General features: G+C 44.2%; 16 protein-coding genes. 2 read left to right on the top strand and 14 right to left on the bottom strand.

The window, feature by feature from the left end:
• Nucleotides 1-58 precede the first annotated feature (58 nt).
• The 12 genes from K8S19_07680 to K8S19_07625 form a co-directional block, all read right to left on the bottom strand.
• A complete protein-coding gene (locus K8S19_07680) occupies nt 59-3,715 on the bottom strand; it encodes a glycosyltransferase family 39 protein (GenBank protein MCD4813556.1) in 3,657 nt (1,218 codons plus the stop codon).
• Between the two features lie 33 nt (nt 3,716-3,748).
• Nucleotides 3,749-4,711: a hypothetical protein gene (locus K8S19_07675; protein ID MCD4813555.1), complete on the bottom strand. Its 963-nt coding sequence runs from the start codon at nt 4,709-4,711 to the stop codon at nt 3,749-3,751.
• Between the two features lie 268 nt (nt 4,712-4,979).
• Nucleotides 4,980-5,822 (bottom strand): glycosyltransferase, encoded by an 843-nt coding sequence (locus K8S19_07670; protein MCD4813554.1) that lies wholly within the window; start codon nt 5,820-5,822, stop codon nt 4,980-4,982.
• An 8-nt stretch (nt 5,823-5,830) separates the two neighbouring features.
• Entirely contained in the window at nt 5,831-6,499 is a 669-nt protein-coding gene (locus K8S19_07665) for a class I SAM-dependent methyltransferase (GenBank protein MCD4813553.1), read from the bottom strand.
• 37 nt (nt 6,500-6,536) lie between these two features.
• Nucleotides 6,537-7,685: a glycosyltransferase gene (locus K8S19_07660; GenBank protein MCD4813552.1), complete on the bottom strand. Its 1,149-nt coding sequence runs from the start codon at nt 7,683-7,685 to the stop codon at nt 6,537-6,539.
• Nucleotides 7,686-7,761: 76 nt separating this feature from the next.
• Nucleotides 7,762-8,418, bottom strand: a complete 657-nt coding sequence (locus K8S19_07655) for a class I SAM-dependent methyltransferase (protein ID MCD4813551.1) — start codon at nt 8,416-8,418, stop codon at nt 7,762-7,764.
• A gap of 114 nt (nt 8,419-8,532) precedes the next feature.
• Entirely contained in the window at nt 8,533-9,291 is a 759-nt protein-coding gene (locus K8S19_07650; protein MCD4813550.1) for a glycosyltransferase, read from the bottom strand.
• The gene (locus tag K8S19_07645) at nt 9,288-10,547 is read right to left on the bottom strand and encodes a hypothetical protein (GenBank protein ID MCD4813549.1); all 1,260 of its coding nucleotides are present in this window, start codon (nt 10,545-10,547) and stop codon (nt 9,288-9,290) included. The genes K8S19_07650 and K8S19_07645 overlap by 4 nt, the downstream gene beginning before the upstream one ends.
• A gap of 211 nt (nt 10,548-10,758) precedes the next feature.
• Nucleotides 10,759-11,949 carry an NHL repeat-containing protein gene (locus K8S19_07640; GenBank protein ID MCD4813548.1) on the bottom strand — a complete coding sequence of 397 codons (1,191 nt, stop codon included), beginning with the start codon at nt 11,947-11,949 and terminating at the stop codon, nt 10,759-10,761.
• 14 nt (nt 11,950-11,963) lie between these two features.
• Nucleotides 11,964-12,923: an NHL repeat-containing protein gene (locus K8S19_07635; protein ID MCD4813547.1), complete on the bottom strand. Its 960-nt coding sequence runs from the start codon at nt 12,921-12,923 to the stop codon at nt 11,964-11,966.
• Nucleotides 12,924-12,996: 73 nt separating this feature from the next.
• A complete protein-coding gene (locus K8S19_07630; protein MCD4813546.1) occupies nt 12,997-14,952 on the bottom strand; it encodes a TIGR03663 family protein in 1,956 nt (651 codons plus the stop codon).
• Between the two features lie 104 nt (nt 14,953-15,056).
• Nucleotides 15,057-17,423, bottom strand: a complete 2,367-nt coding sequence (locus tag K8S19_07625) for a DUF2298 domain-containing protein (GenBank protein MCD4813545.1) — start codon at nt 17,421-17,423, stop codon at nt 15,057-15,059.
• Between the two features lie 520 nt (nt 17,424-17,943).
• On the opposite strand from K8S19_07625, the gene K8S19_07620 reads away from it, so the two are divergent.
• Nucleotides 17,944-19,239: an adenylate/guanylate cyclase domain-containing protein gene (locus tag K8S19_07620; protein MCD4813544.1), complete on the top strand. Its 1,296-nt coding sequence runs from the start codon at nt 17,944-17,946 to the stop codon at nt 19,237-19,239.
• Nucleotides 19,240-19,255: 16 nt separating this feature from the next.
• Nucleotides 19,256-19,621 (top strand): hypothetical protein, encoded by a 366-nt coding sequence (locus K8S19_07615; GenBank protein MCD4813543.1) that lies wholly within the window; start codon nt 19,256-19,258, stop codon nt 19,619-19,621.
• A gap of 40 nt (nt 19,622-19,661) precedes the next feature.
• Here the strand turns inward: K8S19_07615 and K8S19_07610 are convergent, their stop codons facing one another.
• Both K8S19_07610 and K8S19_07605 read right to left on the bottom strand, forming a co-directional pair.
• On the bottom strand, nt 19,662-20,219 hold the full coding sequence (locus K8S19_07610) for a hypothetical protein (protein MCD4813542.1): 558 nt from the start codon (nt 20,217-20,219) through the stop codon (nt 19,662-19,664).
• Between the two features lie 218 nt (nt 20,220-20,437).
• Nucleotides 20,438-22,432, bottom strand: a complete 1,995-nt coding sequence (locus K8S19_07605) for a hypothetical protein (protein MCD4813541.1) — start codon at nt 22,430-22,432, stop codon at nt 20,438-20,440.
• Nucleotides 22,433-22,568: the final 136 nt, after the last annotated feature.

The following is a 22,568-nucleotide window of genomic DNA, read 5'->3' as shown; positions in this document are numbered from 1 at the left end:
ATTATCAGTTTTCTTGAGTCGAGGGACTCTTTTTTATCCCAATTTGTCGCACTTGTAATTACAATTCACAATTTTTTTGTCGAACCCTTCTGTTTTCTTCTGCCGGCGACAACACCCAAGCGGGCACTAATTCTTTTTTTCCACCTGGCACTTTCCAGAAAAATTTAAAATACCAACCATTACTGGCTGACCAAAGCATGCGTAATGTATGTCGCCCCGGTGTAAGAAAAACCGGATTTGCCAACTGACCTTGATTTTTTTCTCCGTTGGGATGGTTCCCTTTGACAATTACTTTTTCACCATCAATTTCCAGCTGACTGAAATTTGAAGTCATGATATCAAATTGATATTGACCTGCCTTCTCAACGGTAATATATCCTTCCCAGAGATACGACAATGGCGGACTGAATCCATGTGGCGTACTGTGCCAATAAAAAAATGGAAGGGGTTCGACGAATTGACGAATCGGCTTTCCTTCCCAACGATCATTGGCATATAACGTTTCTAGCAATCCTACCGGTTGTGGATAAGTAAACAGGTGATGTAAAGGAATCGCTTGCTTAAAAAAACGCTTTTTATACGGGCTCCCACCCAGGTAATAACCGACCTCCTCCCGACAACTCCACGCCATCAGAAATTTGGTTGATTTCCCAAAATACTTGGCACGTACCCGGATAGGATGCAAACCGCCTGACAACCAGATACTCTTTACCGCTTCTTGTTTGGCATTAGATTGCAGCTTGATTCGTTTGCCAATTGTTGCTTCAATAAAACTTTGACCATATAAATAAAACGTATACTCCCCTTCATGCGGAATAAAAATCGTCCCTTCCCAAGCAACCGAGCCTGAACCGGATAATGGCCACGTCTCGGGCGTTATGGTTAAATCAAGATTCTTATCCTTACGCTGCAAGATCGGCTTTCCTTGCCATGTTGTATTTTCATAATAGCGTGCAGTCAGCCCTTGTTTTTTAAGTATCGACTCCCGGCTAACACCCCAAGATTTAAACATCAATCCATATTTGGGATGCTTTTCTTCTTTATCAATCCCTTCCGGATAAAACCACTTGATCGATTCCATCACAGGTGGATACTCCAAAATCGAGGTATACAACACATCCTGATCGTCTGACGAATGAAACGGAACTATCTCAGAAAGACGGTATTTGAAACTTGCATCCAACTTTGGTGCATAAAATAAAAACGGCGGATGGCCCATCCATAAAAACGCGGACAACACATAATGCTGTGCCTTTTGCCAAGAATCACCCCCCATGTATTTCGCAGCCGCTGTGCAATTAGCATCAAATGCAGGCTGAGTATCAAAATATTTTGAATAATTTGTTTTAGCAATAGGAACCAACATGGCCAAAAATGCCAGCACACCCAGAATTATCCCCAGTCGCCCCAGGACATCTTTTAGTAATCTCCGGCTTCGATCAAAAAAGGCAGCAATCATTAAAAACACCACCGGCACAATACCGAATGCCCGATGTGATTGCGGTGCCTCCAGAGAAAAAACAGACCCCGACATAAAGCCTACAAATAAAACCAACAAAATAAAATATCGCATTCGCCGCCAATAATATAAAGAAAGCCCTGCACCCAATGCGAATAAAATAGCCGACCAAAAATCCAGCATGGGTTCACCTGAGAGCCCGCCATTATGACGCCCGCGGTAATCACCATGAGAATTCAATTGCATAAAACTTAATTTACTGCTCCTGATCATGCCCTCCCATATATTTTTCGGCGCATTCACGTCCTCCGAAAAAAGCGAAACTTCCTGGACACGTTTCATAAGATATTGTGGTTTTTGAACCCAAAAACTAAAAATCGCCGCGCCGGCCAACCAAACCCCCAACATCAAAACAACCAGTGGTTTCCAGTGTCTTACTAAAAAACGTCTTTGGGTGAGGACCACATACAGAAAAATAATGCCTGCAATGATTGGTAATAAGCGTGCCGAGGTTTCCGTCTGGACGCACAAACCCATCGCGACACCAGACCATAAAAACATGCTTTTTTTTCTGGTTTCCATCCCTTTCATAAAAAAATAAAATGCGAGCGTGATCAATAAAATCATCAACATGTTTGACCATCCGTATCGCGAAAAATGGATGTGCCAGCGCGAAAACGCCATCAGAGTTGCGGCACCAACTGCGGCCGTAAAACCAAACATATGCCTTGCCATAATATAAATCGCAAGAACACCAAACACACCCCAGACCGCTGACATGAATTTTAAACCAACAGGATTCAAACCGAAAAGTTTAAAACTTAAAACACGTGGCAGCAGCATAAACAAGGGTCTGCCCCCTTCCTTCGCCACTGTCAACGAAGGAATTTCACCATTCAATACCTGCATGGCTGCAACCCCCGACCCGGCTTCATCGCATTCAATCCCATAGGGAATCGTATCCAATAGATATAATCGAATCCAAGTCGCAATGGTCAAAATAACCGCCAAAGCCAAAAACTCCCAATACCATTTCGGATTTTTTTCCTTCATGGTGTCAACCCATTGGGAAGCGGGTTCACGAAAAACAAGTATCAATGCAATCGATGCCCATAAAAAACAATGCAAACCTTTTGCCAATTGATCGACCGAGATTAATTTTTGTCCTTTATAGGCTAAATAAAAAGCCAAACCGAATCCCGCCAAACGAATACACTTCATAAATATTTTTTTCAGTGGTTGTTCTGTAGATAAAACCCTATCAATGGATTGGCGTTTCCAGGGAAAAGAAAACAACAACGCGATCCAAGCCGACAAGCTTAATAGTGTCGCGGGCAAAAGAGCTTGTGGACTTACTGGACTTTTCGCAAACCAATATAAACCAATTGCTATAATCACCCAGCCTATTTTAATGCCAACATGAAAAGATTTCCGGCTTTCTCCGGTGGGCGAATCTAAAAATGTTTGGTTGTCCGGTTCCGGGTCTTTCAATTTCCGCGGAAACAAACTATAAAGTAAAAAAACACCAATTGCATTCAATACCAAGCCTATACTTTCACGTATAAAATGAACGTTCACCCACTTCACAAGGAAAACATTCCCCACAATGAGAACAGTCATCCCGGGTAATAATAAAAAAAACAGTTTCAGTAAAAATCCACCCGTGCCCAAAATCACCGCTTCTTGTTTTTGAAAAAGCAGTAAAAAAAGCAAGACTGCACCCACGATAACCAGCAAAATACCTACGGATATTTTATCCAGCATAAAAAACGGTTGTCCCGCAATAATAAAAAAAACTGCAATGCTAAAAAAGACTTTTTTAGGTATCACAATGACTCGTTGAGAAAATTTTGTCCAAAAATTCATGGCTTTAGGATGGTCATGCGACGGTACTCCTTCAGTCTCCGCAACTGACACGCTGATGCTGGTAGTTATTCCTGTAGACGAAGATAGTGCCGGCCGGCTCGGCTGGGGTGTAGCAAGGGTATCCTGGCGAACCTTCTCCGGTGATTTAAGCCGGTGATTAATCGCATCAATTATGCGACGCAAATCAGACCCAATCGTGCGGATGCTGCGATGCCAGCGCCAATAGACCAACAAAACAACAATCGCCAGAAATGTATACATCATCCCCGGAATAAATTTCATGTTCAATATCCGTTCCTGACCAAGTGCAAATAATACTACACTGATAAGAATGAGTATCCATTCAGGATGTGATTTTATTTTTACCGCCAATTGATTCAGCCCATTCATTATTTCACCATACCCGTTTTTTTATTTTCTGTTTTATGGATTTAATTCATAAATGTCAATACCGGAATGACCCGTTAAATAAATACGATTATTTTCGTCAACATCCATATTGACTGGATAGGCCATGTTTATTTTTTTTACTAATTTTCCTTTTAAATTGAAAATTAAAATTTGCTGAAGGTTGGTTTCACAAAAATAAATACTGCCATTTCTGTAAGTTAGCGCAGATGCCGGGGAAAGTTTCCCCACCTTCAGTTTCCATGTTTTCCGGTAGCGCCCATGCGCGTCATAGACCACGATCGCTTTCTGCCCAATATCCAGGAAATATGTTGTCCCATTCTCATCCATTGCCAAACGTACAGGATTTTTCAATTGCTTAGTGGGTATACGACCGACCTCTTGTCCTTGCGGATCAAACTGCAACAGCTCATTCTTACTCCCATTATAAATACAAATGGTGTTGTCCGGCCCTGCCTTGATATCGATCGGAGAAGAAACCTCCCATTTTCTTTGCAGTGTATACTCTGTAGAAAATTGATAAACCCCGGAACCCTTACGATCCAAAATATAGAGATTCCCTTCCCGGTCAAATTCCAAACCACTCGGATTGAATGTTCCTTCTTTAATTTGGCTCCCATCGATTTCATGTAATAATTTTCCGGTTTGATAATTCCAAATAATGACCTTATTAAAATTAATATCCACCAATCCAATACGTTTGCTGATGACATCCAAACGCAAATACATGGGGCCCCAGAACTTGCCTTTGGCCATGGGCGGAGCTCCGCGAACACCGAATGTCTGAATATGCGTTGTCGTGGGTATGTTAACCATTTTGCTTTTCGTTATAAAAGCAATCTCAATGCCGACCACCAACAGAATACCCAATAGCATCCAACCCATCCAGCGCGGGAATTGAGCAGCGTGGTTCGTGGGAGCAGTTCCCCGCTGTGAAGGCTCGATAGCTTGAGCCACAACATCCTGCGGTTTTTCCAAAGGTATTCCTGCGCTATTTTGCTTTTGGGGCTTATTCCCCCCCCTCCTGCCGGAGATAGTTTTTTTTTCTGAGTTTCTTGCTTTGGTGATGCTTTTTTTTGATTTGGTCATTAGAAAGTGTCCTTATCATTTTTTAAATATCGAATAGTTTCATTCTTTTTCACCCAAAAACTCCGGAAACACTTATAAAGTCAAATTAAAATTCGCATTATACAAGTCGCTTTTTTGCTTGTCAATGTCAACATCCGACCCGTTTTTTTTCGTTTTTTTACCGCCAGGAAGCGATCTTCGAATAAATCCATCGCTTCCATTGATAAGGAATCATCCTGATGGATAAATATTGTAAAATCCAATAAACTTTATCGAACAATGTCATCGTATAGCCATATTCGCGTACTGCTTTTTGACGAATAGCGAGCGTCTTTGTTTCCATAACCTTTGTCCTGGATGTTGTGATTGATTTTTCCAACACGCGGTAATACAGTAACACATCCTGAATATTCCCGAATTTCGTTTGCTGACCAAGCCTGAAATAAAGCTCGTAATCTTCCGCCCAATCATACTCCGAATTGTAATCACCACAAACATCCAATACCCTTTTACGCACCATAATGGCGGGATGGCAAAACGGACTATACCGAAAAATAAACTTGCGTATTTTATCATCCGTTAAGTGGTAGCGGCGTTTGTGGCCTGTCTTGTCCCCGTGTTCATCAATCAAAATCATAGTGCCGCCCGAAATGCCTATATCGGGGTTTGCATCCATATACACAACTTGCTTTGCCAACCGTTGTGTGTCTGAAACATCATCCGCATCCATCCGGGCAATGTATTCCCCTTGCGCCAATTGCAAACAACGGTTTAATGTCCGGCTAATATGTAAATTCTTTTGATTTTGCTTCGCGACAATACGCTTATCTTTAACGGCATATTGCTGTATTATTGCCCAACTTTGATCCGTGCTACCATCATCAATAATGATGTACTCAAAATTCGCAAATGTTTGCCGAACAATACTTTCTATTGCCTTCGGCAGAAACTTTTCTGCATTGTAAACAGGCATAATCACTGAAACCTTTGGATGTTCTTCCCTGACCGACGCGCTTTCCATATGACCTCTTATTGTCCCTTCCCCTTTACAACCCCAAATTGATAAGTCAGCCACGGATTAAAAATTTTTACGCGTTCCAACGTTTCCTCAAACAACTCAAGCAGCATGAGTATCCATTTGGCATCCCAAGGCAAACAACGGCTCTCACCTTGCATATAAACAAAATTTTCGTCCGCTTTTCTCAAAAATCTTTTCAAAGCGCGGCGGGTGTAATGCTGATGATCGCCTAACAATGTTAAGTGAATATAAAAAACCGGATTATAGCGGTTGGCTTCCACGACCACGATGGGACCACCTGGTTTGACCACGCGCTGTAATTCCCTTAACGCCACTGCGGGATTTTCCATATGATGAAAAGCATCCTTGATCCAGACCGCATCAAAACTTGCATCCGCAAAGGATAACTTCTCAGCATTTCCTTCCTGGCAGATAATTCCTTTGTTGCGTAACATTTCCCATCTTTCAGGATGCGCCTCAACGTCAATTCCCATAACATGGCACCCCAAGGCCGCCAACACTTCGGATGGTTTCCCGTCTCCGCAACCGACATCCAAAACTCTATTTTCCGGTTTAAAGTAGTGCGCAACCTTCCGCAACAAACGCCTCAAATATATTTTTTCTGCGGGACGGAGCGGCAAAACATCCAGGATCTCTTTCAGTTGATTTTTTTCGTTCATCTTTCACCTCAGTATATAATCATCCCCGCGGATGTATTCAGGAAGATTGGTCGACTTCAATCGCTTTGAAGGCATCGGCAAAAATTTCATTCCAACCCATATTCCGACTAAAATCCAAAGCATTCTTCCGGCATGTATTCCAAAAAACATCATCCTCTATAAGGCGTTTCAAGGCCGTAATCAATTGATGTTTATCATAATCAATGGCGATCCCCATTGGCCGCTGATCAATCGCTTCAGCAATCCAGGGAACACGCGTAATAATAGTCGGTATGCCACATGCCAGGTATTCCTTTGGTTTCGCCGGATCAGCATAATATGAATAATTGGACGGATCTTCCTGATAGGTCGCCACAGCAATCCGACTATGTGATAATCGACGAAACAATATTTCCCGATCCACCATTCCCAAAAATTCCACCTGCTTACTTATCCCTAACTTGACTGTCTGCTGCTGAAGTGTTTCTTGATACGGACCGGTTCCAATAATGCACAGATGAAGTTCCGGCAGTTGTGTGATTGCATCCAGAATCAACTGCACACCCTTACTTTCAAACAAGGTGCTTACCACCACTACTTCATTTTGTTTAATTTCTTTTTTATTTACTACACGTGCTTCATGGTCATCGATGCCGATTGGAACCAGAATATTTGTTTTTGCGGGTGCACCAAATTTTTCATGCACCGCTTGCATTCGTCCGGATAAATTCCAAACCATATCTGCATGCTTAGCCGCAAAACGGGCAATACTTTGATAAATCCAATTCAGGAGGCGGGAGGAAAAACGACGCGGGGTATAATCAATCACATAATACACTACATAACCGCCTTTCCCCAGCCATTTCAACAAAATGCCGATTGCAACATTTAAATTATTGATGCCGATAAAAACAGTTGCTTTGTTTAGATATTTCCAACCACAACGCCATACAAACCAAGCATCACGAATCCAGCTTAGGACCCCGGTGCTCGTATTTCGGTGTCCGTTAATTATTTTTTCCTGTCCGTGTTGATAAATCCTCGCTTCTGCATGGAGTGTTCTCGCATAATCAAAAGGGCAGCTTACGAACACAAACTCTTTTTGCCGTTCCTTTAAATACTGATGTAAGACATATTGCGGACCATGCGCCTCCGCAACATGTGAGGCAATCATAATCTCAGTATGAGATGATTGGTGTTGCAGCATAATTTCCCTCTCGAATCCCGTTCCGAATCAAAAATCCCTTATTCACCATCCGCAGCGCGCATATATAACCGCACGACTAGATTTCATATAAATAGATATTAAACAATCCCCACAAGCTTTTCTTTTTAATCATCCGATATTGCATTTTTTTTAAACTTGACTCAACATCGTAATAGCGATGACAATGTCCCGCTTCTCGTTTAAACCGATTTAAGAGCATATAAAAAAAATTTTCAGTTGGTAATGATATAAGTAATTTCGCTTCATCGCTCGAGACCATGCGAATGGATTTCATCAATTCATCAATAGGACGAACATGCTCCAATACATCAAACATAAGAAATAAATCGATTTTTTCTCCCGATTGAATATATTTGACATACTCTGCGGGTTTATGCTCAGGGTTAATCAAAGGGATATAATTTTGGTTGCCGTATTTTTTATGAATGCCTATTCCTAAATCAAGTAGGGGCTGTGCAATTTCGGTCAAATAAATTATCTTAACATGACTCGCCAGGGCCGCTGACACAAATGCAAATTGGCAGCCAAAATCGAGGATACTTCGAACCTGCTTTGGGTTACAGTATTTTTCATAAAGCGCCAATGCGGTTTGCAATCGACCCCAAAATAGCATCCGCTTTAATCCCACTGCCTGTCGCCCATAATATCCGTAATCCATTGTTGGATCCCTCTGAATATCATTTTTTATACGGTGTAATTTTTTTAGCGCCATTTTGCATCTCCTGAGTGGTTGCTCATTGCCGCGCTGCAACTCCGCATGGCACACAATTCTTATTTTCAGCGGGATAATCTTTTTTACAGTCTGGAATCATACTTAAAACCAACATTAACCGGAGTCCTCATTTTTTCTAGTATAATAATGCAACATATACAAACGATAAAAAATTGCCATCGTATCCCACCAAATATTAAATATATCACCCAAACGTATATGCCCTAATTGCGCTTTATAGTGCACTTCGACCGGCGCTTCTGCAATCGTATGCCGTGCATGGTGTGCCAATACCAACAATTCCAAATCAAATGCATATTTTTTGACCAACATTTTTGGAAATGCGTATTCCAAAACATTACGTTTAAATATTTTTATTCCGGTTTGAGTATCTCGAACCGGGAGACCGAATAATATTTTAACAAGCAGAAAATAAACCATACTCATAACCCGGCGACGCAATGGATATTTTAAAACCGATTCCGGATGCCGTTTTGATCCAATTACAATATCAACTTTTTTGCTTTGCATGATTTTATAAAAATTTTCAAATTGCCGTGGATGAAGTTCTAAATCCGCATCCAGAAAAAGTATGACTTCTCCCTCTGATTTTTCAAATCCTGCTTTAAGCGCATGCCCCTTGCCTTGATTTTTGGTGAGCACCAATCCTTTTACCCTCGAATATTTCCGTGACGCATCCCGGATAATTTCGGCTGTGTTATCTGTGCTACAATCATCAACAATCACGACTTCAAAGGGTTCGTTGAATTTTCGCATGATTTCCATCGTCTCTTCAATGTTGCCGGCCAAATGTCTGCCTTCATTATAGGCAGGCATAATCACTGAAAACCGGATCGTTTCAGTTGACGTCAAATGCGTGCCCTCCTTACCGTTAATAGCATGCCCACTGCAAAAACAAGTAAATGGTTACATCCAACCACCCACAAAACCGTTTCTAATTGATGATGAAAAAACCATAGCCCTGCAAAAAAAACAGGCAAATCAAATAGTATAATCCAAAAAAACAGTTTATCTTTAATGGCCAAGTTATACTGCATCAGAACAAAAAGTAATGCCAATGGTGTCACTGCAATTCCAAAATATTTCACTAATACCACGGTTTGCGGCAACATAAAAGCTTGACCAAAAAGAGTTTGAATAACCAATGGCGCCAAAAACCAAACAGCAAGTATCCCCAACCCAAGAACGAGAACGGTCAATCCCAGGCTTTTATTCAAAATAGTAATTGTTTTTCGTCCATGCGCTTGCTCTGCACTTACTTTAGGAAACAGTACATGTGCCACCGCATAGGGCAAAAACAAAAATGCTTTTCCCACCATTGATCCTGCTGCGTAATACCCTGCCGCCTCCGGCTGGAAAAAATGTTTCACCAGGATAATATCTATAGTTGAAAGTGCCATGTATGCACCAAAACATCCGAATGCTGAAACAGAATACTGTTTATATTCTTTAAGGTCCATGACAGGTTTACGCTGAAATAATGTACGGCGTAATTCAGGCAAGGCCCATACGGCCAGCACAAATCCAGCAATTCCTCCCATCGCACTTGCGAGGACACCACCTGCCACTTTATACCCTGCCCAAAAAACAAGCACACCAACCCCGACACGCACAAGACCATCAACCAATAAATTGATCCCTAGTGCATTGAAGCGTTGAAATCCTTGCAGCACACCCCTTAAAATTGGTGTAGTGAGCATAATTAATGCTGTCCCACCCACTGCAATTACAGGCAACAATGATGAAAGATGAAAGAAATCCGCCATCCATTTACTACTGATAATGAGAAACAACCATCCGAGGATACCGCCAATCACCATTTTTTTCATCACGCGAAGAACAAACTGCGTAATACGATCATAACGCTGTGTCAATTCCTCCACCGCTGTCCATTTAGCGGTTACAATTTGAATGGTTTGACTTGGCACTGCCAATAATGACAAAAAGGCGAGCATGCTTACTAATCCCCCATAATCAGAAGGCCCTAAGTTACGACTCGCCAATGCATGAAAAACATAATTACAAAAATTATTTCCCATCATCATTAAAAAAAGCAGGCTCGACGCCTGCATCAGACCAGGTTTTGCATTGGACGTCTTTTGATCCATGCAACCTCCGCTTAAATAAAATACGCCACGTGGGATGTATTAGATCGATACAGCTGACTTTATAACAGCCCCAAAACGCAAATCAAAAAATCAATTCACTTAGAATCAAACTTTCGCATCATGAGTCAACATCAGTGCTATACAGAAAAATATCTTTCGTTGGCTTTCGTGCTCATCATCTCTTTAAATAAACCGGATCTTTTAAAAAAGCCTATTTAGTTTGAATAGGCGCAATTTTAATAATTTCGCCCTTATTCATATTGGATACATAAACACTGCCCAGGTCATCCACTGCGATGCCCAAGGGCGAGACAAAAAAATCTTTTCCCGGTTTGTTTCCCCAGCTCCCAATATACTTCCCTTCCTTATTATAAATCCATACCATGTTGTGCTGGACATCGGTGGCATAGACAGTGCCTGCTTTGTCTACTGCCATCATCGGCCAGCCAACACCGCTCTGCCAACCTTTGATCCGGACTTCTTGTATAAATTTCCCGTCTGATGAATACACCTTAATTTTCCGATTACCGGCATCACCGACGTAAATAAGATTATCCGGGCCGCTGCACAATCCAAAGGTTTCCTGGAACCGGTCCCGGCCCGTCCCGTATTCACCCCAGCGTTTTACCAAATTGGCATCCACATCAAATTTTTTAACACATGAATTGCCTGTGTCTGAGACATAAATAAATCCATTGGTGTCGACAGCGACATTGCGGGGTGAATAAAAATTACCCGTTTTGGATGTAATTTCACCATAGTACTCTCCCTGATTGGAAAATTTCTGTATCCGGCCGTTCCAGGTATCCGCCACATAGACATCTCCCTGATTGTCAATCGCAACCCCTGACGGTTCCTTGAATTCCCCGGCATGGGTTCCCTGCTTGCCCCATACACCTCCAACCGACCCATCGGGCAAAAATTTCACAACCCGGTGATTTCCTAAATCAGCCACATATAAATTTTTCCCGCTATCCAGCGCAATGCCCCGTGGTGATGCCAAGGGGCCGTCCTGATGTCCGCTCATGGTAAATCGCGCTTCGACCGTCACCGGAAGAAGCTTGATCGGCGGACCCTGCCGTAATTTTCCGATCACAGCAAAACTGATGATCACTCCGACAATGACGCCAAATACGATCAAACCACGATTTTTTTTCTGTGCACCCTCTCCCTTTTTCTTCTCTTTCACTTTAGCGGAAAGCGGCGGCCGCGAAATTTTGACACCTTTCTTAGCAGATGCAACGGATTTAAATTTTTTAGTGACCGCTTTTTTCACGCGCTTGGCAGCCGGTTTAACCTCAGCTGCTGCCGGGGCTTTTTTCGCACCTGTCGGTTTGACATTTTTTTTCACAGCCTTGGAAACAATTTTCTTGGCTGACTTCCTTTTTCTGCTGATGGCCATTTTGTCACACCCTCCTACTGTTGAATTTTGTATAAACGGTTTGCGGTCATATCCGTAATATAAACCATCCCGGTTTTTTTATTCACTGCCACACCCAGCGGCGTCTTGAAAGCCTGTTCGTTCGCCGGATCTTTCGTGATATGCCGGATAAACTTTCCTGATTTATCAAAAACCTGCACACGCTGCTTGGTCGGATCAGTGACATAGACCCGGTCATGCTTATCATCAATCGCAAGGTAGGGTTCCATATAAAACTGTTCTTTCTGCCAACCGTCTACCGGCCAGGAAGCCAGGTGTTTCCCTTCGGTGTCGCAAACCACAATCCGGAAATTCAAGCGATCACAGATATACAGACGATCCTGACCGTCAATTTTAATCCCAAACGGTTCGTCGAAATCATCCGGCCCGTTCCCCTTCTTGCCCCACATTTTCACAAATTCACCCTGAGAAGTGAATTTCTGAATCCGGCGGTTTCCGGTATCCGTCACATAGACAAACCCCTGGGAATCAACCGCAACATCGCGGGGTCCCCAGAAACCACCCTCCCCGGACCACTGCACTAAAAAAGCGCCCTTGGCATCAAACTTTAAAACACGATGATTCCATGTGTCCGCCACATAGATATTTCCTTCCGGGCCGACATCAATGCCTCCCGGTGTTTTAAACTGACCCTCTGCCTGACCCTCACTGCCCCACTTGGCAACAAACACACCCTCATCCGTAAATTTCTGGATGCGGTGATTACTTGAGTCAACAATATAAACAAATCCCTTGGCATCCACCACCAGACCGCGGGGATCCCAGAGCTGACCCGCTTTTTTCCCATGGTCACCGGTATTTTGCTCAATCGGATTGGATTTAACAACTTTGCCGTCATTGCTTTTACCTGAACGCAGTCCCACCACGATGGCCACACCCAGTACCACAACACTCACGGCCAAAACAATTGCTGCTACTTTCTCCTGCTGACGCATATTCCGTCCTCCCTTATCAATATCTGTAGGAGCGCGACCTGTCCGGCAGATGCCGGATCATCGCGCCCCTACATTAATCCGCATTGCCCCAGTAAAGATGTGCCACATCTTTACGAATATAGATAATCATGTCATACGACCCCAACCCGCTCCAGGGTTCTTTATAAAGAAACAAACGCCAGGCCTTCTTAACCTTGCCGCCAAAGGTATCATTTAAAAATGCTCTGCTATCCGGTGCCCACCAAACGCGCAGTTTATAGCGTTGCGCAATATACTTTTCCGCCAACAGCTCAGCCACCCGATCATCATGGCCGGGCGCGGCCATCTCCACACCGGTAATGATGACTGGATTTTCCTCAATACTTCCCTGGGGCTGGGAGGCTGTATACTTCGGATACCCCACATTTTTAAATTCCCGCAAATACCAGGCAAACGGCCAGGAGCAATAATCCTCACAGGTGATTTTCATCTCATAGTTCCCCTTGAGACGCATGGACATGTTTTTCAACTGCTTCACCACCTGAGGAACATCCTGCGAGGACTGCACATACACCAGCAGTTCGGCCGGATTGGCGCCCTTGCCGTAAAAATTTACCAGGGAGGTATTGTGCAACATCATGGAACCAAAAAGAGCCAGCACAACCACAATCCACACACGCTGCTTCTTAAACTGATCCCATAATTCTCCGAGCAGTTTTCCGCTTAAAAGCATCATCGGCAAGAGCGGATGCAAAATCAGCCAGGGCATGCGCTCGCCGGCAAAGGAATAATCCGAAAAGGCGGCCAAGGTCCAGAGCATTAAAAATGTGGTAAAATTATCTTTGGTCTGGAACGAAAAGTAAGCCAACATGCCCACACCCAGTGCCACCAATAAAAGTGAAAAAATCAGACCAAAGGTCTCATTGCCATGTGCCGCAAACAGCCACCAGGCGGAAACGAGAATCAAATATGCCAAAGCATGCCAAGCCCGGCTGCCCTGATTTTTAATAAAACTATAATAAATCAATGCACCAATCGTTCCTAAAAAGGCCAAGGTTTCATAGAGCGGAATCAATCCGGCATAAAAATAAACCGGTTGTGACCCCCGCTGGACCTCGTGCTGCCCCAGCCAATAGGAGAGTGATTTGGTAAAAGCGTCAATAAATCCCTGCGGATGGGTAAACACGGTGCTGTAGAGCACAAATACAATCCCGAATACAATCAGGGTTGAAATCCATAAGGGTTTACGGTCCTTCCAAAGATCATTGAGCACAGTCACCAACACATTATCCCCATTGGGCCGGGTGGTGTATTCCCAGAGCCAGCGAAAAAAGAGAAAGGTAACAAAAATCGATCCGGTAATGTAGGTTACTTCTTTGGTACAAAAAGAAAGACCCAGGCCAATCGCCCCGATATATAAAAATTTAGCCCGCCGGGTATCTAAATAGCGAAAAAGCCCGTAAACCATAATCATGGTAAACGCCGCAATATGGATATCATTGCGAATGAATCGTCCAAAATAAGTAAATGAGGGCGAAACCGTAATCAACATAGCTGTGATCAGGGCTGCCGTCTTTCCCAAATGCGGACGTAAAAAATAAACCATGATAATGGTCAGCATGCCCATCAGTGCCGGAACAATGCGGCAGGTATAATCCGATGCACCGAACAGATAATACGCCACAGCATTAAAATGAAACAACAGCGGGCCGTGCATCATGGGATTGTAAGCGTATCCCATACCTTTAAACAATTCCCAGGAATAAAAAGCGTGCAGACTCTCATCATGATGAAGCGGTTTTTCGCCCAATTGAAAAAAAAGTAAAAAGGCCGCCGTGACAAAAATCACCGCCCAAAGAATCGTCTCCATGGTTAGCCAGGCAGGAAGCGTCACGGTTTTTCCCGGCGCCACCGGCGCCACCGGCTGCGCCGGGAAAACCGCTGCCGGGACTGCAGGTTTGGATTTGTTTGATTTCAGCAGCTTGGTTCCACAGGAATCACAAAAAATATTCTGACTGATATTGTCAGCACCACATTTCGAACAGTTCACAGTTGCCTCCTAATTATAATCACACATGTAGGAGCACAGCAACTTATCCCGCCTGCCCGGCTCTTGCAGGGCGCATGCGGGATGCTGTGTCTCCACACTATCATTTACCGCCGACGGTAAATCACGACACCGCCGGGGTGTTCAAAAACCTTTTCCATAAAGCGCCCGAACTTATCCAACTGCTTGCCGGGATATTTTTGGCGCTCCAGGGTACCCACAAAAACAAAAACAATATTATATTTTTCAATTAAGGTCCGGGTTAATTCAATATCCTCAGATCCATAAAGCGTGTCAATGTCCGGGATACGTTTGCCCGGTTCGTCATAGTTTCCCCGCCATTGCAGCTCATGCCCGCCCCAACCCAATACCGTGGGCAGACCGGTAAAGGTCGAGACCCGGGCAAAATCGGTATATTCCCCGCCGGTGGCTTCCAGCACTACGGGGTTGCCTCGTACGCTTTTGCGCAGCCACTCAATACCTGCGCGGTCCGCCGGATAGGACCGGCGCAGATAATCAGAACCGTCCAGGGTGGCGCGATTGGAAAAGTGATTGGTCTTGATCATCACGGATGCATACGGATAAACCAGGGAGGCCGCAATCAAGAGTACCATGGGCAGCAGCCAAACAACTTTTAGGTTGGTGTTGCGCATGGAAAACTGAAATGTCCAGGCCACACCATAGACTGCCGCCAGCCCCAACAAAAACCAGGTCATATAAAAAAATTTAAACACCGTATTCATCCTGTCCAACGGCGGATTAAACGTATCATTAATATGCAGGGTTTCACAACCGAACACCAACAGGCCGGCGGTCAAAAGTAAAACCAGTATAAAAACCGTCTCGGGCTTATCAATCTTGGCGGCCAACAAAAAACCAATACTAAAAATAAAAAACAGCGCCAGCCCCAACATAATTGGCTGCGGATTATTTTCGGCGCCAAAAAAAACCATTTTCAAAACCACTGCCAAACCAATCACAACAAGCAATCCCAGGGCTATCCAGGCCGGTTGACGGCTCTCTTTGTTTTTCAAAACGGTCAATGGTTGGAGCACAAATCTAAAAAACGCCGACACCCATCGGGGCAGCTCACTAATCGGCCGGATTAAGGGCTGCGCCATATCCATTTGCTTTGTCGCCGCAGCTTGATAGCCGCATTTTCCGCAAATAAATTTACCTTCCCGCAGATGACTGCCACATTGGGCGCAAAATTTTTTCATTGGCAATTCTTCGGGCATAACTTTTTGCGGACCGGTCAGAATGGTCACAAACCAGGTGTGATAACGCGCCATGATAAAGGTCAGCACCATAAAAGTGAATAATCCAAAAATAAGCAGAAAATCATTTACACGTGTATTTTGAGTTGTCCAGGCAATCCCCTTGGCCTGGCTCTGAAAGCTGATATAAAACGGAATATACGGAATAATCATCAATGCCGTCATGACCGCGATGCCCAACCCCATGCCTTTCCAGGGATACACTTTCCAGTCGACACGCTGGCGATACTGCTGAAAAAAAATGGACAGCACCGCGATGAAAAAGACCGCCGGAAGATCCCAACTGTTTAAAAACCCCAAAGAACCGATGATAATTCCCCAAAGTGAAAAACGGGCCAACTGCTCCGGTGCCTTGATCGTGATCTCCCGGTCCGGCGAGAGTAAGTGGTTAAGCGCCAGACCCAGTCCGATCAAAATAAAAGGAACCGCCAGCATATGCGGATGCATATCCCCCAGCAAAAAAGAAAAAAACGGAAACTCATTGATTGTATCTGCTACCACACGCGAGGGTGTCCACCAATTAAAATTTCCAATTGAGCGCGTGGTCAATACCTGCCGGAAACCGTCCAAATTCCCCAACATATAAATAAATGCCCAGCCGCCAAAAGCAAACGCCAGCCGCCGGGTCAGATTATAAATAACCGTAAAGACACTGATGCCGGAAAGCGCAAAGAGCATGGCCAAAGAAAGATTGAATCCAATAGCCGGGGCGGTGCCTGAGAGTTTGAGTAAAAGTGCCATTAAAAAATAACCAAAATAATAATAGCTAATCGAGAATGCACCTGACAACCAGGGATCATACGGCGGGAATGCGGGTGAACGGGTGATCGCGTTTAAAAACGCCATGTCCATAAATTTTTCTGTTCCCAAAATATCCGAATTATACATTCTAAAAAAGGCAAAGAGCAAAAAGAGAAAAACAAAAAACAACTCCACGACCAAAACATACCCTTTGCGTTCACGCAACACACCTAAAATTTCTTCCTTATACTTCATCCAAAGCCAAAAGGAAAAACCTGAGATCAACACCACTGCCAGAATAATCGTCAGTGCTGAAAAATGTAAAAACCCCAGCAACCACGTCACCAATCCAATAAGCACCAGGCCCAACGGCTTGGAAAAACCATACCCCCGGTCAGGTAAAAATTGAAAAGTTTTTATGGTAATCGGTAAAACCACAACTCCAAAAACAGTCATCAATAACCACCAAACAAAAATGCCTCCCACGCCGAATAATCCCCCCTATTGATAACATCTCACGACTCAAAGACCCTTCACAAACAAAGCACTACACAGCAACCACTGTTGTAAATACACTGCTTTCGCAGTATTTTGCATGATCCTTCTATATTATATATTTGGAGAATTATAAAAGCGCCGGAATCCAATGTCAACCGCGAAAATTCCCGAATTGTCATTAAAAAACAAATAAAAATCCATGCCCCCTCAAAAAAAACGGATATTTCTTGATAATTCAGTGTTTAATGATAAGATACTTCCGATTTCAATATACCAAAAGAGTCCCCGGACTTTAGTCGGGGGTTACCGCATTCCCTCTCCCTTTTAGGGAGAGGGATAACGGGTGAAGGTTACCTGACTACTCCGCACTCTTGCCCGGCGTACCGTGTCCGGCGCACTTGCCCGGCGCATGCCGGGTACCGGGGGAGTGCGGGGATGATTTATTTAAACCTATCCCTGTATCGGAAGGATTATAAACTTGGGTTCCAAACGGGATGACCAAAGTATTATCCGCCATATCAATCTGGCACGCAAAGAACGTACAATTCTTTTCTCCGATATTGTCCAATCCACCAAGTTCTGGGCCACGCACGGCGATGTTCGCGGGCGGCTTATGCTTGACCGGCATAACTGGCTGCTCTTCCCGATTGTAAAAAAATTCCGCGGGCGCATTATCAAAACCATCGGCGATTCAATCTTCGCCTCATTTAAAGATCCCCGGCTGGCCATCCAGGCATCCATTGCCATGCAGCAAGTCCTGGAAAAAGAACGGCAAAACAATCTCAACTTTTCTTTGAAAGTCAGGATCGGGCTGCATACCGGCAAAACCATTGTTGAACACAATGACATCTATGGCGATACGGTCAATATTGCCTCACGCATCGAGAGCCAAGGCCGGGGCAGCCAAATTTTATTTTCCTCCGCCACCAAAAACCAGCTGGGCGAGACGGATATTCCCATTACTGAAAAAGGTTCTTTTAAACCCAAAGGCAAAAGTGAACTGCTGGAAATTTTCCAGTGTCATTGGGAACAAGCCCCGGATCTGATTGAAAACCTCAAACTGCCTACCCGACTGCCCCTGATTCCCAGGCAGCGTTTCTCCATGATGATTTATTTACTGTGCGGTCTGGCAATCCTTCTGCTGCTCGGGTTCCTTTACTTACGGTTTTTTCTGGGAGAAAACGAAGCCCTCGCGCTAATGATGCTCAAGCCGCTCTTATTATTCACAGACTATCCGTTGTGGTTAATACTGATTCTGTTGCTGCTGAGCGGCACGATTTACGTGCTTTACAAATTAAAGCCCAGGACCATCTCTTTGCGTATGATGCAAGTCATCAAAGGCGGTTTCGGTTTTTTTGTTTTCTTTATCCTTGCGTATACTATTTTCAGTCTTATCCCTAACACATTTTCACCCCATTTACATGCCGCGCAGTTCGAATCCAAGCATCTTTTCGTCAAAACCGTTGCAGAAAAAAGTGTCATCCATCGCAATCCCGATTTCACCTCTGATCCCCTGATGATCCTCGGTCCGGGTAATCTCCTCCTGCTGGCAGATATTAAACAGGTTAACAAAATCGTCTGGAACAAAGTCCTGGTGCGCCGCGAAAAATACGGTTGGATTCCACGTGTCCTGCCCCCCCAAATCGGTGTGCCGGAAAAACGCATCTCCCTGACCCGAAGATTTTATTTTCGCAATCTCGATATTTATGCCTTGATAATCGGGTTGGCCGGTTTTTTCTGGGGTTGGTTCACCTTCCGGATTCGACCCGCATAAATTTAAAGCACCGCCTTTGACTTTCCTTTATCCGGTGGCCATTGTCAAAATACAATTTCAAATCTTAGCCGGACCGCGCTTTGCTTTGTTTAATGCCCATTTCCACTATGTCGGTGCCAACGAGGCTTTTGATATTACCGGCAAGCAATGGGGATTGGGACTCGGGCTCAAAGGTGATTTTCCGATCAACCGCCGGCTAAGTCTGCTGTTTTTAGCGGGTGTGGACTACTATGTCCCGGGTGCCTTGGTGGGACATGATACGATTTACTATCCAGACAATCAAAATGTAAATCCGCGGCTTGATTATACTTATTCAGATGCCGCTGCGGCAGTCAATGCACCCTCGCTGTCGCCCAATATCATGATCGGGGTAAGTTTTTAAATAATCGCATTTCCGGAAAATCCTTAGGTGTTTGAATTACTCACTCCCAATGAAATTCCCAAAGGCAATGATCATCACCGCGTGCCTGACATTTGGGATGCTTTCCCTTAGGATTTTTCGCACCGCACATGGTCAAAATTTCTTCCATAAAGGGTATGTGGGAAAGATCATGATTGAGCGGAATATCGGGATAACCGGTCAACTTGGCCAACACATGTTTGTCAGCGGCTTCCAGTGTTTCTATTGTTCCGACATCAAAATATTGCCGCCATACCCGGGCGGACCGTTTAAGAACAAATTGCGGCGAGGCAACAGATATAAAAATACGATAAATACCACTGAAGTGCTTGCGCGCCGTATAGCGACTGCTCAAGGCCACAAGATTATTATCACCTTTTCCCATCACTTTGTCTGCTGCAAACACGTAACGAAGATACGCACCGTAATCAAGCCACTGAAAGGGAAGAATTTCTTTTTGAAAAACCGCCTGATCTTCCGGACTCAGGTCTGCCAGAATTTTTTCATCACATCGGGGACCGAATTCTTTTACCAGGTATTCATGACAATCAATCCAGCGGCTTGCTTTGACATTTCCCATTATCATCCGCCTTTCGAATATACTCCCGGTTATTTCAATTTTCGCGAATTGCGAAATTGCCATTAAAATTACGCTATTATAACCGGAATTTTTCAAGGTTGTACAACAAAAAACCACGATTATTCTTTACTATTATTCAGGATATTTCCCTGCCTTTATTTCTCGAACTTCAAAAAACGTATGGATTTCCCCTCAATCGTTGCGGCATGTGCTTAAAATTAATCGGGCAAGCGGTCCCAGTTGATATTCACTGAGTCTTTTTTAAACAGCATATTGTTTTTCATGATGTAGTGTTCCTTGGCATACACGGTTTCATCATTCCCTACCCAGTAGTAGTTCTGGATATAATCGGGCTTTAACTCGACGATGGAATACTTGAGATTATACTTATTGTGCCCCGGTATGCTGAGCATACCATGTCCGCTCATCCCGGAATCCGGCTCTAAATTGGCAATGGTCTTGTCGCACTTGCCTAAAAAATCAATTCCCCGCAGCCCGGAAAAATAGGGGATGGTCCCCGCCCAAAAAACGCCCACAGTGGCTTCCGGTTTGCAGACTTCTTTTAAATTAAGTCCAATCCGCACATGAGATGCATTGTATTGAGCGGAAAAAGGTTTCTCTAAAAAATATATTTCTTTCCCGAATTTTAAATTAGTCCACGAAATGACCAGCAATAACACTGTCAACACAGAAACTAAAATCGCACCTGCGCGCTGAAACCGCGGTGTCGGTTGAAACTTCCGTACAATCATCCAGCTGAAAAAACTTTCCAACGCAGACATATTTAATAGCAGCAACAAAGGTAAATAGGGTGCCATAATGCGCCAGTAAGGCCAGGGATCACCACCCACATAAACCTGGTAAGCCATAACCGAAAGCATTAGCAGCAATATAAGTGCTTTTTCTTTTTTAAACTGCCAAACCGTTCCCACCGTACCCAGCAACAACGCCGGCCAGACAGAACGAATGAAAATTTTCATAAACCCCCAACCGCCCAGGACACGAATCTTGATGTCCAATCCCACCATTTTCAACGTGTAGGTATTGGGCAGCCATTCATTGTAATAGCTGTGCCTAAAAAATAATTGGGCTGCCGGCAGAACACAGAAAAGCAGGCCTTCTACAAAAATCACCAAAAATGCCTTGCGATGCGGCAGCAGTGTTATAAAACGAAAAAGGAGTAATAACCCGGCCTGAATGACTGCGTCCGGCCTTACCAGGACCATCATTCCCAGCAGCAGGGAAAATAACGGATTGATCCGCGCGGTTGAAACCGGCCGGACAACCACCAAAACCGCCGCAGTCACCAGCATGGAAAGCAAACCGGTCTCCATGCCCATAACCGACCAGTACACCAACGGATAATAGCTCAGGGGTAAAAAAAACGCGATGGCCGCATAAATGCCGCGTCGCTCCTCCGCCACGTCACACAATACAATCGCCGCGATGCGCCTAAGACAAAAAGCAATGACCACAATAAAGACAACACCTACAATATGCGTATACAGGACTGCGCCATTCGGGCTGAATAAGAATGTCCCGATAGACATCACCAGTACCATCAGCAGATTGGTATACCCTTCCACCCGTTCCCCGATATTCCAGACCAGACCATTTCCCTCTGTAAAATTAAGGGCATAGCGCAGCGAAATCATGGCATCATCAAACAAGCTGTACATGCGGTGGTCCCCGAAATCAAAAGATGCCGCATGAAGAAACAGCATACTCCACCAAAGAAATCCTCCCAAAAACACTGTTACCAAAAACCATTGCAGCAATTGCGGCGTGACATGAATACGCCCTGCGCGCTTCATGAAATACGGTGCTGCCAGCAACAACCCTCCCATCGTCAGACCCAGCCCCCAGCGTAGCGCAGCTGCAAATTCCATCCCTTCAATTTTGTTCAAACGACCTGCACCCAAAATAAAAAATTGCCCGATCAAAAACAGCAGTGCCGCTAAACCAGCCAAAATCTTCCGGGAAAAAATTACCCCGGATACTTTTCCCGCCATCTGTGAGAGCATGTGTTTCAACGCATCCGTATTTGTGTTTTTTCCAGGGATGCTGCGTAGCATCAATCCTGCTGAAAGTACAAAATAACCCAGCACGGCCAGCCAGGCTTTAAACGGATTTGCCTGCACAACAGAAAATCCTAAAAAAACAAAATCAGCCATCAACAGAGAAATTAAAATATAAGGAACTGCCAGCTGCATAGACACCTACCTTCATAATATTGGGACACACACTTAAAGTTTCTCACCGATCATTTTTTTGCTTTCAAACCCGCGAAAAATCCGTCAGAGCAAGACAAAATAAATACGATTGATACAACACTAATTCGAAAAATTA

This window comes from bacterium (assembly GCA_021108215.1).
Taxonomy (GTDB): Bacteria; Oederibacteriota; JAAXVQ01; order JAAXVQ01; family JAUVAV01; genus JAIORK01.
Note: the sequence above shows the minus strand (reverse complement) of the source record. Positions and strands in the feature narration are given on the sequence as shown.

Coding starts and splice junctions, on each gene's coding strand:
- K8S19_07605 (MCD4813541.1), bottom strand. CDS start 22,432: ATGCAGCTGGCAGTTCCTTATATTTTAATTTCTCTGTTGATGGCTGAT.
- K8S19_07645 (MCD4813549.1), bottom strand. CDS start 10,547: ATGGATCAAAAGACGTCCAATGCAAAACCTGGTCTGATGCAGGCGTCG.
- K8S19_07610 (MCD4813542.1), bottom strand. CDS start 20,219: ATGGGAAATGTCAAAGCAAGCCGCTGGATTGATTGTCATGAATACCTG.
- K8S19_07660 (MCD4813552.1), bottom strand. CDS start 7,685: ATGCTGCAACACCAATCATCTCATACTGAGATTATGATTGCCTCACAT.
- K8S19_07655 (MCD4813551.1), bottom strand. CDS start 8,418: ATGGCGCTAAAAAAATTACACCGTATAAAAAATGATATTCAGAGGGAT.
- K8S19_07670 (MCD4813554.1), bottom strand. CDS start 5,822: ATGGAAAGCGCGTCGGTCAGGGAAGAACATCCAAAGGTTTCAGTGATT.
- K8S19_07680 (MCD4813556.1), bottom strand. CDS start 3,715: ATGAATGGGCTGAATCAATTGGCGGTAAAAATAAAATCACATCCTGAA.
- K8S19_07665 (MCD4813553.1), bottom strand. CDS start 6,499: ATGAACGAAAAAAATCAACTGAAAGAGATCCTGGATGTTTTGCCGCTC.
- K8S19_07625 (MCD4813545.1), bottom strand. CDS start 17,423: ATGACTGTTTTTGGAGTTGTGGTTTTACCGATTACCATAAAAACTTTT.
- K8S19_07635 (MCD4813547.1), bottom strand. CDS start 12,923: ATGCGTCAGCAGGAGAAAGTAGCAGCAATTGTTTTGGCCGTGAGTGTT.
- K8S19_07640 (MCD4813548.1), bottom strand. CDS start 11,949: ATGGCCATCAGCAGAAAAAGGAAGTCAGCCAAGAAAATTGTTTCCAAG.